General features: G+C 64.9%; 13 protein-coding genes and 2 pseudogenes. 10 read left to right on the top strand and 5 right to left on the bottom strand.

Going from position 1 to position 13605, the window contains the following annotated elements; translation table 11 throughout:
* Positions 1–535: 535 nt before the first annotated feature.
* Together ABD378_RS42030 and ABD378_RS42035 are read left to right on the top strand one after the other, a co-directional pair.
* A complete protein-coding gene (locus ABD378_RS42030; RefSeq protein WP_344530411.1) occupies positions 536–1324 on the top strand; it encodes a GntR family transcriptional regulator in 789 nt (262 codons plus the stop codon).
* A gap of 3 nt (positions 1325–1327) precedes the next feature.
* On the top strand, positions 1328–2089 hold the full coding sequence (locus ABD378_RS42035; RefSeq protein WP_344530413.1) for a glycosyltransferase family 2 protein: 762 nt from the start codon (positions 1328–1330) through the stop codon (positions 2087–2089).
* Positions 2090–2092: 3 nt separating this feature from the next.
* Here ABD378_RS42035 and ABD378_RS42040 read toward each other — a convergent pair.
* Positions 2093–2455 (bottom strand): annotated as a pseudogene (locus ABD378_RS42040) (UTRA domain-containing protein); the annotation flags it as partial.
* Between the two features lie 103 nt (positions 2456–2558).
* Between ABD378_RS42040 and ABD378_RS44345 the strand changes: the two are divergent.
* Positions 2559–2654 (top strand): annotated as a pseudogene (locus tag ABD378_RS44345) (DUF7848 domain-containing protein); the annotation flags it as partial.
* A gap of 191 nt (positions 2655–2845) precedes the next feature.
* Here ABD378_RS44345 and ABD378_RS42045 read toward each other — a convergent pair.
* From ABD378_RS42045 to ABD378_RS42055, 3 genes are all read right to left on the bottom strand, one after another.
* Positions 2846–3058, bottom strand: coding sequence for a LexA family protein (locus ABD378_RS42045; protein WP_344530415.1), 213 nt, complete (start codon positions 3056–3058; stop codon positions 2846–2848).
* On the bottom strand, positions 3055–3261 hold the full coding sequence (locus ABD378_RS42050; RefSeq protein WP_344530417.1) for a hypothetical protein: 207 nt from the start codon (positions 3259–3261) through the stop codon (positions 3055–3057). The genes ABD378_RS42045 and ABD378_RS42050 overlap by 4 nt, the downstream gene beginning before the upstream one ends.
* A 156-nt stretch (positions 3262–3417) precedes the next feature.
* On the bottom strand, positions 3418–3546 hold the full coding sequence (locus tag ABD378_RS42055; protein ID WP_344530419.1) for a hypothetical protein: 129 nt from the start codon (positions 3544–3546) through the stop codon (positions 3418–3420).
* Between the two features lie 2627 nt (positions 3547–6173).
* On the opposite strand from ABD378_RS42055, the gene ABD378_RS42060 reads away from it, so the two are divergent.
* Complete coding sequence (locus tag ABD378_RS42060) at positions 6174–6584, top strand: hypothetical protein (RefSeq protein WP_344530421.1); 411 nt, start codon at positions 6174–6176, stop codon at positions 6582–6584.
* A gap of 204 nt (positions 6585–6788) precedes the next feature.
* The gene (locus ABD378_RS42065; RefSeq protein WP_344530423.1) at positions 6789–7721 is read left to right on the top strand and encodes an FkbM family methyltransferase; all 933 of its coding nucleotides are present in this window, start codon (positions 6789–6791) and stop codon (positions 7719–7721) included.
* A gap of 88 nt (positions 7722–7809) precedes the next feature.
* Here ABD378_RS42065 and ABD378_RS42070 read toward each other — a convergent pair whose 3' ends face one another.
* Complete coding sequence (locus tag ABD378_RS42070) at positions 7810–9063, bottom strand: amidohydrolase family protein (RefSeq protein ID WP_344530425.1); 1254 nt, start codon at positions 9061–9063, stop codon at positions 7810–7812.
* A 144-nt stretch (positions 9064–9207) separates the two neighbouring features.
* Here ABD378_RS42070 and ABD378_RS42075 point away from each other — a divergent pair, with 144 nt between their 5' ends.
* The 5 genes from ABD378_RS42075 to ABD378_RS42095 all read left to right on the top strand — a co-directional run bounded on the left by ABD378_RS42075 (position 9208) and on the right by ABD378_RS42095 (position 13273).
* Positions 9208–9657: a DoxX family membrane protein gene (locus ABD378_RS42075; protein WP_344530427.1), complete on the top strand. Its 450-nt coding sequence runs from the start codon at positions 9208–9210 to the stop codon at positions 9655–9657.
* A 29-nt stretch (positions 9658–9686) separates the two neighbouring features.
* Positions 9687–10004 (top strand): hypothetical protein, encoded by a 318-nt coding sequence (locus ABD378_RS42080; RefSeq protein ID WP_344530429.1) that lies wholly within the window; start codon positions 9687–9689, stop codon positions 10002–10004.
* Positions 10005–11009: 1005 nt separating this feature from the next.
* A complete protein-coding gene (locus tag ABD378_RS42085; RefSeq protein ID WP_344530431.1) occupies positions 11010–11480 on the top strand; it encodes a hypothetical protein in 471 nt (156 codons plus the stop codon).
* A 582-nt stretch (positions 11481–12062) separates the two neighbouring features.
* Positions 12063–12464, top strand: a complete 402-nt coding sequence (locus ABD378_RS42090; RefSeq protein ID WP_344530432.1) for a hypothetical protein — start codon at positions 12063–12065, stop codon at positions 12462–12464.
* A gap of 260 nt (positions 12465–12724) precedes the next feature.
* Positions 12725–13273: a hypothetical protein gene (locus ABD378_RS42095; protein ID WP_344530434.1), complete on the top strand. Its 549-nt coding sequence runs from the start codon at positions 12725–12727 to the stop codon at positions 13271–13273.
* Positions 13274–13605: the final 332 nt, after the last annotated feature.

The following is a 13605-nucleotide window of genomic DNA, read 5'->3' on the forward strand; positions in this document are numbered from 1 at the left end:
CTTGCCTCCCCTTACGCGAGCAGCCTTGTTACGGTTGGCCACAGCCCGATCGCTGGTGCATCCCCCGTCGCCAGCGGTCGGGCCCTTTCGTGATCTCGCCGCCCGGTGGTTTCCGTGAGATCACTTCCTACAAGGCATCCAGTGAGCGATGCTTTCGGCACGGCGGGCCAAGTAGTCCAAATTGAGGCACGGCCGGCCAACTATTTTCGGCCCAACTCGGTGGTGGGGCCATGCTTCGTGACAGTGAGCCCTTGCATAACGCAGATCAGGCCCGGCTCGCTCGTTAGCGAACCGGGCCTGATTGATGGCCTGAAACTGCCACGCATTTGGGCCGTGGACGCTGGCTACTCGGTCAGCCCCTCCATGACCGTCTTGTGCGTGTGCCGCAGGCCATGCGGCGTCAGCCCCTTCGCGATCGGGAGCCAGCACGCGTCAGCCCGGCCAGAGGCCATGACGTAGCACTCCTCCACTCGTCAACACCTCTTTAGGAGTCGTATGCTGAGGCGCGCGTTGAACGACAGGACGGTGAGCACGGATGGCAAAGGCCTACGAGAAGATCGCGGACGAGCTCCGCGCGCAGATTCGCGCAGGCCAGCTCGAGCCCGGTGACCGATTGCCGTCCGAGGCGGACCTCATCAAGAGCTCCGGGCGCAGCGGTCCGACCGTCCAGCAGGCCCTGCGCGTGCTCCAGGCGGAAGGGCTGATCGAGAAGCAGCACGGCCGCGGCACCTTCGTCCGCCGCCCACGCACGCTGGTGCAGCGCACGAACATGCGGCACCAATGGGAGAAGGACCGTGCTCGCGCACCCGAGCAGAAGCGCCTGGAAACGGGTTCAACCGAGCACGACACCGGCCTTGGGGTGAACGACCTCGTCTTTCATGCGGCGTACCGCGAGATCGAGGCACCCAAGGAGATCGCAGCAGCTATGGGCGTCGATGAAGGAACAGCACTCGTCGAGCGGACCTACCGGACGCGATACAACGCCGAGCGGAACCCGTTCAGCCTCGTCACGTCGCATCTGATCCGCGACGTCGTCAAGGGAAACCCCGACCTCCTGGACGAGACGAAAGAGCCTTGGCCAGGCGGGACATGGAACCAGCTGCTCACGGTGGGCATCGAGATCGACCGCATCGAAGACCGCGTGACGGCCCGGCCCCCGACGGTGGAAGAGGCGGAGGAGCTGGGCCTACCGCCCGGCACGTCGGTGCTCGTCCTTCGCAAGACCTCGTACGACACGGACAACCGCATCGTGGAGATGTCTGACGTCACGCTGCCCGGCGATCGCACGGAAATGCTCTTCACGACTCACTTGGAAAGGTGGTGAGCCGTGAGCCGGCGCATCATCATCGTCACGGCCGTCCATGCACCGTCGGCGCACTTCCTGGCTGACGCGTACAAGTCCATCTGCGAGCAGGAGTTGCCCGCCGGCTGGGAGTGGCACTGGCTGATCCAGGAGGACGGGACGACTGACCAGGTCGCGCCCCACGTCCCCGACGACGACCGCATCACGTTCAAGCAGGGACGCCCGGGAGGCCCCGGGGTTGCTCGAACCATTGCCCTGGCCCACGCGGACGGCGAATACGTCAAGGTCCTGGACGCCGACGACCAGCTTGCGCCTGGTGCGCTGGCCCGCGACCTCGCGGCCCTCGAAGCTGATCGAACCATCGGCTGGGCGACGTCACGCGTACTCGATCTACTCCCGGACGGATCCACCGTCGGCTTCCCCGGCGACCCCGAGCACGGGCCGATCGAGCGTCAGGAAGTGCTCGACTACTGGGCGTCCCACGACTACCGCGCGCAGGTCCACCCGGCAACGCTCTTCGTCCGCCGCGACCTGCTCGTGGCCCTGGGAGGCTGGATGGCGCTGCCGGCATCCGAGGACACGGGCCTCCTGCTCGCCCTGAACTCGACCTCCCGCGGCTGGTTCTCGTCCGATGTCGGCCTGCTCTACCGCAAGTGGGAAGGCCAGGCGACCGGCCAGGCCGCGCACGTCGACACGGCAGAGCGGGATGCGCGCATGGCGGTTGTCGAGGCCAGGGCGCGAGCACTGGACCACTTCCAGTGGCGCTACCCCGTCAGCTCTGATTGATCATCACTGATTGACCGGAACCTCGTAGACGATCTCGCAGGAGGCGGCAGGCACGACGATGTCAGCCGTCTCGACCGGGCGGCCGTCATCGCTGTAGTACGTCCGCTGAATGCGCGTCACGAGCGCACCGCGCTGAATGCCGACTTCCGCCATGCGGCGCACCACGCCAGTGCCGGCGAGCGGCCCCCCTTCCGGGAGCACCACGAGCGAGCCCGAAGTGAGGCTGTACGGCTCCCAGCTCGTAGACACCTGGACGGGCCGCCGATCGGCCAGGAACTCATAGGCAGTACGTACGCAGTACTCCCCTTCGGCGATACCGAGGCGAGCGGCGATGTCCGCGTGCGCCGGGATCATGGCCGGACGACGACGGGCCTCACCTTCCTGCCGAGGCGTTCGGATGAGCGCGGACAGCAGCCTGCATCGGGGCCGGTACCGGCCCATCGAATGGACGCTGTCGGCCATACCCACCATGGTCGTGCGCCACGTCGGCAGGTGCTTGTCGTGCGGTGAACGCTCGGCGGACACGGTCGACCCGGACGACGCCCAGCTGTGGTGCCTCAGGCACGCCGGCATGACGCAGCACAGCAGCTATGAGCTTTCGGCGTTCCAGTACTTCAACGCCACGATCACGGATCCTGCGGTGGGCGGAACTACTCCTCCGCAGACGTAGACCAGGGCGGGGCTGCCGTGGCACACCTCCGGCAGCCCCGTTCGCTGTACTCCCCTGATACCGACCACAGATCGCGTTCAGCCCCGTCAGCTCAGCCTGCACGAGCGGTGATGGAGGTCGTCGCGTACGACCAGGCCGAGCTCGTGTAGGCGGCCGAGCTGGTCGTGCACCGCCGACTTGCTGGACAGTCCGACTCGCCTCGCGGTCTCCGCGAGGGTCGGAGCTTCCCCGGTCTCGGCTATCACCTCGCGCAGGCAGCGCAGGATCTGTTCCTGCCGCTCGGTCAAGGAATCGATCATGATCGGCTTCGCTGGCGCACAAGGCGGAGCAGCTCCTGGCGGGCGCCAGGGGCTCGCGCCTCGGGCCGACTCGCCAACTCCCGCGACAGACGGAGCAGGCGGCGGCGCAGGGCCGTGCGGCCCGGCTGCTCGGCGAGCTGTTCGTAGGTGGCCATCCACGTCCGCTGGGTCTGTACGAGGTCATCGGGGATCGAGTGGCGCATGCCATCCACTGGAGCGTATGTTCGATTTCTTGTGCAAGGCCACCATCTACCGAAGCGCACTTTGTGCACGTTCGCTGATTCCTCTTGGAGTCGTACCCGCTTACGGTTATCCGTGTGGTGGCCTGCTGCTACAGACCACCACACGGAGCGACTGAGCTACCTGGCTGTCACCAGGTGTGCGCCCAGAAATACGGCTCCCGTCGTGAAGAGAATCACGACAAGGCGGGCGGTCCAGTTGTCCTTCTCGATGGCCGTCTGGATCGTCCGCCAAAACTCCTTGCCCATGGTTGAGGTCTCACCTCCCTCGGCATTTGAACCTCCACCTTGACGGCCTCGAATCCCAGGGAGAAGGGCTACGCAGAACAGTTCAACAACCCTTGGGTGAAAGGGTATTGACAAGTGTTGGATTGTGCGCGGGGGTGCTCGAATGAGCAGATGCCGTCACCGCTGGTGGATCGGGAACGTCTCCCGCGTTGCCCCCCCCCCGACGCTCTACCGTCGAACCAGGCAGATGCCCCCGTACGGCGTCACCTCCGAAACAGATCGAGCCCCGGCAAGGAGACTGCAACTCCCGCCGAGGCTCTGACCACTGGAGAGTGACCTCCTATGGCTGAGCTGGCGCCCACCCACACACGGACACCCAAACGCCACGCTGGGTATCCCTCCTCACTGATCTCGGCCGCCCGTCGTCGCCGCCCGGGTAATGATCATGTGTGCCCCCGGCGAACACCATCTCGGCCGCCTCGCAGGCTGATCCGGTCACCTCGCCTGGGGCATGGCCGGCGTTCTCGCCGCGTACGCCGACATCGCCGCAGCCGTCGCGAGCAAGCGCCCCAAGGACGCACCCGGCAAGACGTCCGCCGTCGGCGACGCCTGGCTCTCCCTCGGGACGGCGATGTCCGCGCAGCCCATCAGCCACATGTTCTCCCCTGACCCGGCCCTCGGGTCGCGCCCGCCGTGGGTATGGCCAGACCGTCACGACGGCCGTCCACGCCCGCCGGAGCTACCGAAGTGCTTGACCCCTTGCAGAGACCCCCGCATCGCAAAGGTCAACCGAGTAGCTCTCTCGCTAAGCTCTTCCTCCAGGTCGCCCATGTGTACGTCCAGGAGGCGAAGGCCCGCATCGTCTCGCCTTGCGTTCCTGGCCCGGCCGAAGACTTCCTGTAGTCGAATGACGACATTGGAGAACTCGAAGGCCGCGTCAGAGACCTGCTTGTCACCGATCAAGATCAGGTCGTGGAATGCCTCCCCACACGCGGTGCACTCCGTGAGTACAGACATGCACGTCTCCCTGGCAGTCTCCGCAGCTGACTGGCTCGCGAGTCGTTGGCGTGCCAACCTGACCGCCGAGCCCAGTGCCCGAATACGTCGCCCCGCCTCCGTGTAGACCGAGATGCGCTCCTGCCGCAACCACTGATCGTATTGATCATCCTCCTGTTGTCGCGTCTGCTCCATGGCAGCACGAGCCGCCCGCTCAGCACCCTCCCGCGCACCCCGGATCGCAGCACGGCCACCAGCTACCGCGCCACCCAGCGCGCCCACCAGGCCCATGACCGCCGCCATAACCGCGGCCCACCCTGATCCACAGCACCCCCGCCTACGCGCCTCTTTCGAGTGGATCTCTTCGAGGCTCAGCGTCCGCATTCCCCGGACACGGACGCCGTCTCAGTGTCCGCGATTCCCGAACGCTGAACGCCCGTGAGAGGTCCCTTAGTGTCCGCAGAACCGAGACCCTAGACCTTGATGAGGATTCCTGAAATTGGTTCTGACCGCGCTTCCATGAAGGCTCCCGCCTGCCGCCGGCTCCGAGTCCCTTCCGCGACAGGCCCCGCGCCGCTCAGGCGGTAGCGCGGCGGCTGCCGGGCCTAGACGAGGGTCGCCCCTCTGGCGTAGCCATCACGGAAGCGCGGCCAGAACCATTTTCAAAGAGCGTCATCAACCCTAGGTTCAGGGTCCGCAAATCCCGGACACTGAACGGCCCTCAGCGTCCGCAAATCCCAGACACTGAGAACTCGCCCCACAAACGAACCCCCTGATCACAGGCCCGCTCACCGCTCAGTGTCCGCAGAACCGAGACACTTAACTCGCGTGTATATATGTGTAGCTAGAAGCTCCTCAAGAACACACACCACGCGACGCACGCGCCACCAGCCCCCAACCCGTGGCAAATTGATCACCAAGTCCGGCGTGCCCGGACACTGAAGCCCCGCCAGAGCGCGGGGCTTACGCATGTCCCGGAACCTCCCACGCCCTCTCCACCATCGCCGCCGTACGGATGACCAACGCCCTCAACCGTAAGGCCGACGCAGCACGCCGCGAGGTCCTCGGCGACCTGTAGCCGAAGGTGCCGCCGAGGCCACAACGGGCGCCCCTACGACCGTCCCTCAGTCCACCGAGTCGAGGTCCACGATGCTCCCTGAACTGTCGGACACACAGACGTGGATCTCTTCATAATCCGTAACAGTGGCCGCGTAGCCGACGTGCTGCCGCTCCGGGCAGGCGCCGACGGCGGCATGAGCGGACGCTGGCACTGCCAGACCAAGAGCGATTACAGCTACGGCACCCATCACGCTGACTGCGATCCGCGACATTGAAGGTTCCTTTCACCGGGGAACGCCCGGAGATCCGGCCAGCGAATACATGCGCCAGATTCGAGCCTGCCCATGCATCACTCGCGAATCGCGCCACCCAGACAGCGGCACCCGCTGACGGAGGTGGCGCTCGTGGCCAGCAACCCACGCACGTACGCCGTTAGCGCTGCCTCACAGCCGCCCCCGGCGCGCGACGCCTGGTCCCAGCCCCTCGACCACGCCGTCGACCTGTCCAAGTGCGGAATCCACCCGAGTGAACCCCCGAGCCCTCCAGCAGGTGGAAGTGGTGCCTCCGTCCATCCACGAGGGAATAGGAAAGGCATGGAGGGGCAACCCCAAGAAGAAGTGGAACGCCAGGCCGCTGCCAACCGGCTCTGGCAGCACGGACTCCATGAAGACAACGTGCGCTACCAGCAAGGCAACCTCTTCCTGGTTGCGCAGTCCTTACTGGCCGTGGCGTACAGCACGATCTTGACCTCTGGTAGCGACACCCAGCCCGCTCGGGTGATCGCGGCGTTCGGCATCGCGCTCACAGTCATCTGGGTATACGTCGGGCACCGCCACCGCAGGTATAGCGCTGCACTCCAGCGACGCATCAAAAGTGCGGTTCCTGACTACGCAGAGACGAGCGCCACTTGCCCGCCACGAGGCATCGGCACCACGCCTGTACTCGTCTACGTACTGCCGTCGCTCGCCGCCGTCATGTGGACCGTGCTGCTCCTCATCACCTGAGAAGGTCCTGCTGTACGTAGTCATTGGCCCGCCGACCGCAGGCAAGTCCAGCCGGATCAAGGCACCCACCAGGTCACGTAGTCCGTAGTGCAGCCCAGCACGACCCCTAGCCGAGTGCTGAGGCGGCAGAGAAGGCGTGATGCGGGTCGAGGGCAAATCTGAGGATCTTGCCGCAGCTGCAGCGGACTACGTACGGTCACGGCTATGCCTCCCGCTTCCCTCCGCAGCGCATCGGAGCTTCTGGTCACTCTCGGCCGCGGCTACGTACGCAACGCGCCCGGCTCGCTGCTCAAGGGCCCGCTCGCGGCCCGCTACCTCAACCCGTACCTGCGTGATCATCCGCGTCAGCGCGTGGTCGAGGCGCGGTTCGGCGCCAGCTTCGCCTGCGACTCCCGCGACCTCATCCAGCGGTACATCAGCCTCTACGGCGTGTGGGAGCCCCACATGACACGGTGGCTGCAGAGCCGTCTGGGCACCGGGGACACGTTCGTCGACGTCGGCGCCAACATCGGCTATTTCGCGGTCCTGGGCTCTCGCCTCGTCGGCAGCACGGGGCGGGTAGTGGCCATCGAGGCATCCCCCGCCTTCCACGACCGCGTACTGCAGCACCTCGGGCTCAACGGCTGCGACAACGTCCGCGCGGTCAACGCGGCAGTCTCCGACAGCCACAAGACGCTGACCTTCGTGCTCGCCAGCTCGAACAACATGGGTGCGAACTCAATAGTCCCGTACGACGGTCCGGCCGAGTCGAGCTTCGAGATGGAGGCCCGACCCCTGCCTGAGATCTTGGATGAGGACGAACTCACCAGGGCCCGCGTGATCAAAATCGACGTAGAGGGCGCCGAGGGAGGCGTCATCAGAGGCCTGGCTCCCGCCCTGGGGCAACTCCGCCCTGATGTGGAGATCGCCGTGGAGGTCACCCCGGAGCGCATGGTCCAACTGGGCGATTCCATTGATGAGTTGATGGAGACCATGGCTCAGCACGGCTTTCACACCTACCGGCTGCCCACCGACTACAGGCCCGAGAACTACCCCCGGGCCCTGCGTCGACCAGAGCCCCCGGTGCGATGGCGCGGACCCATCGTCGGCGAGAGCGAGCTGGTTTTCTCCCGTGTCGACGCCGAGACCCTGCGCTGACCCAGTTCGGCCTCAACCCCCGCTGTCCAACGCCTTGCCCGGTGGTGGAGCCGGCTGCTCACGCCCGGCCCACCACGAGTGGATGTACCTACAGGTCCCGGTCAAACGGCAGATCCAGCATGCGGATCGCGTTCCCACGGAGCAGCTTGTACGCCACGTCCTCGGGCAGGTGGCCAACGTGATCCTGAGCCACTTCCTTCGTGTGCGGCCACGTCGAGTCGACGTGCGGATAGTCGGTTTCGAAGGTGGCGTTGTTGACGCCCACGGTCTCGATAGAGGCGATACCGTGCTTGTCCCGGAAGAAGCAGCAGAAGATCTGCCGGTAGTAGTACGTCGACGGAGGCTCCGGGATCAGATCCTTGACTCCACCCCAGGCCCGGTGCTCCTCCCATACGTCGTCGGCGCGCTCCAGGGCGTACGGAATCCACCCCATCTGCCCTTCGCTATAAGCGAGTTTGAGGCGAGGGAACTTCACCAGGACCCCTGAGAAGAGGAAGTCCATCATCGAGGCCATCGCGTTGTTGAAGCTCAGGGAAGCCTGAACGGCCGGAGGCGCGTCCGGCGACGCCGCCGGCATCTGCGACGACGAACCGATGTGCATGTTCACGACCGTGCCGGTCTCCTCGCACGCCGCGAAGAACGGGTCCCAGTAGCCGGAGTGGATCGACGGCAGCCCGAGGTGCGTCGGGATCTCGCTGAAGGTCACAGCTCGCACGCCCCGGGCGGCATTGCGCTTGATCTCAGCGACGGCGAGGTCCACGTCCCACAGCGGGATGAGGCACAGCGGGATCAGCCTTCCGCGGCTGTCACCGCACCACTCCTCCACCATCCAGTCGTTGTAGGCCCGGACGCAGGCGAGCCCGACCTCCTTGTCCTTGGCCTCGGAGAACGTCTGACCGCAGAAGCGCGGGAACGTCGGAAAGCAGAGGGAAGCCTCGACATGGTTGATGTCCATGTCCTCCAGTCGGGCCTTCGGGTCCCAGCAGCCACGGCGCATCTGCTCGCGCGTGATGCCGTCGAGCGTCATCTCATCCCGTGAGAATCCGACGGCGGCGATGATGCGCTTGTACGGGAAGATCTCTCCCTCGTACTCCCACCAGTCGGTGACCTGCCCTTCCGGGTCCGTCGTGAACTTGTACTTGCCGCCGATGTACTCAAGCTCGCCGATACCTGCGGTGAAGGGCTTGGGGCCCCGGTCGCGGTACTTGCTCGGGAGCCACTTGTCGAAGAGGTGCGCGGGTTCGATCACGTGGTCATCCACGCTGATCACGCGGGGGAGCTCCTTGGCCCCGACCTCGTTGTTGTCCACTGCTATGCCCCCTACTACCTGCCGGTTTCCCATACATGCATCTGACGGTCCATCAGATTGAGGTTATGGGCTCGCCCCGGCAACGGCAACAGCTCGCCTGAAACTCGACCCCTTGCGCGATCGGCCCAGATCCGCTGAACTGACGAACCGTCAGGTCAGGTTGAGGGAGGGCACTCGATGCAGACGATGTGGCTCAGCGGAGCCGAGTGGTTCGCCGTACTGCGGATCGGTCTCGGCCTGTGGTGGCTGGAGAGCTGGCGCCACAAGGACAAGAAGACCTGGTTCACCGGAGGCGGCATCGGCTGGGCGGTGGGCATCGCCGAGAAGCACCGCTGGCAGTTCGTGCGGGCTGGCTTCGACCTGACTGTGAGGCCCCGGCCGCAGCTGATGGCATACATCGTCGCCTACGCGGAGCTGGCTCTTGGGCTTGGCCTCATCTTCGGCCTGCTCACGCCGATCGCACTCGTCGGCGGTCTCATACTCAACCTGATCTACTTCGTGCTGATGATCCACGACTGGGCTGAGCAAGGTCAGAACCTGATGATGGCTCTCATCTCCGTGGTCGTACTCTTCGCCGTGGGCTGGCAAGCATGGTCGCTGGATGACGCGTTGGGGCTCTTCCAATAGACGTAGGCATCGAACGGTAGGAGGCCCGGGTGATTACGAATGTGCTCAGCGCCATCAGTGAATCAGCCCGTGAACAGCGACAATCAAACTGCGGCGTGTACTCCGTGGTCGTCCCGCTAACCACCTGCCGGCCCGAGAACCCAGAGAGCACGGTTCAGGACGAGGTATCACGGGCAATCCACCTGATCGAGGACGAGGGCTGGTCTCTGGACCGACTGAGCACCTTTGCCTCCACCACAAGCCACCTCTCAGACGGGAGGGTGCTGCTGGTCTTCCGCAGGGCAAAGCACACTCCTCCTGAGAACGGATTTGTTGACACCTACGAATCGATTCCAGACTCGCGCTGAGGAACCGACTCTCGTATCTCAGAGGCGATTTCCGTGGCGTACTCCAGACAGGACGGGCCAACGGCCATCCTGACCACGCCTTGTGCGTCAGCTTCCTGGCCTGTCGCCCTCGAGTCCGTGACAGTCGGCGCACGAAATGGCCGTGAGGTGTCGTTCCAGCAGCGCGTAGCCCATCTCCGCCCCGCACAGGTCGCACCATCCGTACTCCGCCGCAGCCAACCTATGGAGGGCCTTCTCAAGCGCCTTGACCTCCTCAGCGGCTGCATCTGCCGCGGCGCTCGCGCCGATGGGCCGCAGCAATCTCAGCCTGCGCTCTCTCAGTAGGCCACTGAACCTGGTTTGGTCCTCGGGCCCCATGTACTCGGTCAACAACTGCTCCTTCTACGTATGTTGGCCGCCGTCCTGTCACGAGCCCTCGGGAGGCGCCTGGTGACGGCTCTCCAGGATGCCGTTCAACCACAGTGAAGCGGTGCGAGATGCGCATCAAGGGAAACCTCAGACTCCACTCAAGTACCTAGAGTGTTCACTCACCTTCATGATGTGATCTTGCCCGACGGAGGCCTCTGACCAGGGCCGTTCCTTCTTAGGGGGATATACATGAAGAGTTTGAGGACCAGAGCCGTGACCGTGGCCACGGGTCTAATGATCATGGGTGGCCCGGTACCGGCATTCGCGAGCGGCAACCCCATAGATCCTCCAGCCGTCGCAGACGGCGCGGCTGTAGAGCCTGGGACAGTGACGGGCAAGCCTGCATCGGGCGATGGCGCGATATCTGGTGTCGAGGACGACACCGCGCTCGAAGAGGACCTGCCGATCCCGGGAGAGTCGGATGGGCCTGATCTTGGCGACGCGAGGACTCCGCGAAGCAAGATCTGCCCGCCGCCGGCAACAAGAAGTACCTGACCTTCTGGGCCCCGTACGGCGAGGGATGGACCGTCCGCTAGGTTCCGTCCACGCCGGCCCGGCGAGACCAGCTGGGCAGGCGCGATCTTTCAGGAGAAGCTCATGGGTCGTACCGCGGCCATTTCTGTCGTCTTGCTCCCCTTGGTGCTTGCCACTGCTTGCTCGAACAGCAGCGGCGGCTCCCACGCTGACAACACCCCTTCCAAAGCGTCCGGCTCTACCCCTGCTTCGTCCGCGCCGAGCCCCAATGCGCGAAGTGTGGAGAAGAGCCTGCGACTTCCGGCTCAACCGAAGTACCTCGTACCTGTGCGTAAGGGGAAAGGCGCAGAGGACCTGCCGGACTTCATGCCGGGCAAGAAGGTGTACTCGGTGCATATCAAGTGCTCGGGCACAGACACCATGAAGATCATCAAACGGGAGCGTCCCAAGGACAACCCCAGCCCCATCGACTGCGACAGTCCGGTGACCATCGGCAAGGTCTACGTCGATCCGGTAAAGCAGAAGCTCGCCATCCAGGCAGATGACGGCGCTCGCTGGACCATTGCGATCGTGGATGGGGAACGCCCCCTGTAGGTGTATTCCGATGCCGTGCCATGCTCGGTGCAACGCAAAACGGCCCGCACTCCTGGCGATTTCATGCCGAGGGTGCGGGCCCGCCGCGGTCAGCTTTGCGAGCTGATACGGCCACGCATGGCATGCACGCTGGTGATGGCTGCAGCCATCCAGAAGCACGCCCCAGACACAGCAATCTGAGCCGGTGCGTGAAGGAGCAGATCCAGAACACACACAACGGCAAAGACGATGACGCCGCAGGCTATCGACGTGGCGTCACACCAGGCGGGTGTCGTAGGTCTGCCTACGAAAAACCCTTCAACCTGCCTGATGCGACGACACCGAGCCGTCACTCCCCCATGTTTCAGCGATCGCCTTCCCCCCTCGCTGGCCCCACTCGTAAGATCTTCCAGTCATCTTGAGGAGTTCGGCTGACCTGGGGGAGAAGCGGTGGGAGCGGGGGAACAGCTCGTAACGGTCGCGGCTGTCCTGCTCGGCGCTCTGACTACGCACGTAACCAATTACTTGATGGAACGGAGCCGGAACCGACACCTGTTGCTCACACGGTGGGACGACAAGAAGGTGGAGGCGTACGGCAACTACGTGGACGCGGCGAAGGCACGCATCGCCATGGCCGTTCGGCTCTATGAGCAACGCGAAGGCTTGCAGGATCACCGCCGTTCGGAGCACGATCTTCGTGACGATCTGGCGGAGGCTGGGCGCACTTGGGGCAGTGCTTTCGAGCGGGTCATGCTGATGGGCGGTGACGACGCCGTCGAATCAGGCCACGATCTGAACTCCCTGATTGCACAGATCGATTGGCAAGCAACAGGCAGAGCCGAAGGCACTCTCAGCGAGTGGCGTCAACGGAACCGGGAAGCGTTCCGCGCCATCAACGCCTTCCACGACGCCGCACGCAAAGATCTGGGGATCCAGGGCAGCGTTTCGGGTGAACAGCACCCGGAACGTGATCTGTTGCTGCCGCCTGCTCGGCGAGACTCGTAGGAGAGGGCCGGAGTGGCGCCCAGGGCTTGTAGGCGACCAACGCCCTTGGGAGAGCGCCGCTCGCGCCTTCACCGATTCACCTTTCCTCACTCTGTACGTCGTGACCCAGTCGTGGGAACGGGCCTGTTCGCGAATGACTCTGGTCTGTTGTGCGGCAACGTGCCACCCTGCCCGACACATCCACGGTCCACCGGTGTGGACGACGTCGGATGAGGGCGGGGTAGAACGCTCCGTCGCTCTGTGCAGGCATGGAGGTGCCGGTGAACGAGCACAACCACGGCGAGCGAGAGGCAGCGGCGACCGCCCTGAGGCCGAGCCACGCGGCCCGCGCGGAGAGCGCAGCAGCACGTGCGGCGGCGCTCAGCCGCTACGTCGAGCAGCACGGGTCCGGAAACCACGCCGACGCCGTCTGGAAATCCGCTCACGCGGCGCGTGTCGCAGCGCAGGCGCTTGCCGTCCTCTCGGAGAGCGCGCCCGACACGGCCGCGGATTCCCGCTGCGCACGGAACGCTGCAGCTTCCGCCGCGCAGGCCTCCCAGATGGCGCAGCTCGTTGACGACGCCGCAGAGGCCGCAGAGACCGCAGTGGCCGCGTATCAGGCAGCGCTCAAAGCCTCGCTGACCGCCGGTGCAGCGGCTGGTGCGAAACACAAAGGCACCGACGAACAACTGAACGCGGAGGCTGATGCCGCGGAGAAGGATGCCGTCGTAGCGGCCGAGCATGCCGGATGGATCCGCCCCGGCGAAACCGTGCCGGCCGTGTCCACCGGCGTCCGTAGCCCTGAGGTGATGACGATGCTCCACCTCTGATGCCGTCACTCCGTTGCTGGTCCCCTCCCACTGGGGGGGAGACGGGTCACCCGCACGCGAGGGCCACTCCCTGGGGAGTGAACCGGGAGTGGCTCAAGAAAGGCGCTCCCTCCCTCGCCCGGTCAGACCAACGCAGACCAACGCTCTGGTCCTCTCCCTTGGGGCAGACTCAAAGTTCAGATTGGCATCAGCTCTCGATGGTCTTGTCAGACCGCCTGACTAACCTGGCGGCATGGATGAGCGATGCATACACGACTTAGTTGTCCAACAGTGCGTCGACTGCGCTCCCGTCCCCGAGGGCCTGGTCAGGTTCGTCTACATCACAGCCGGGG

This window comes from Streptomyces rectiviolaceus (genome assembly GCF_039533825.1).
Lineage (GTDB): Bacteria > Actinomycetota > Actinomycetes > Streptomycetales > Streptomycetaceae > Streptomyces > Streptomyces rectiviolaceus.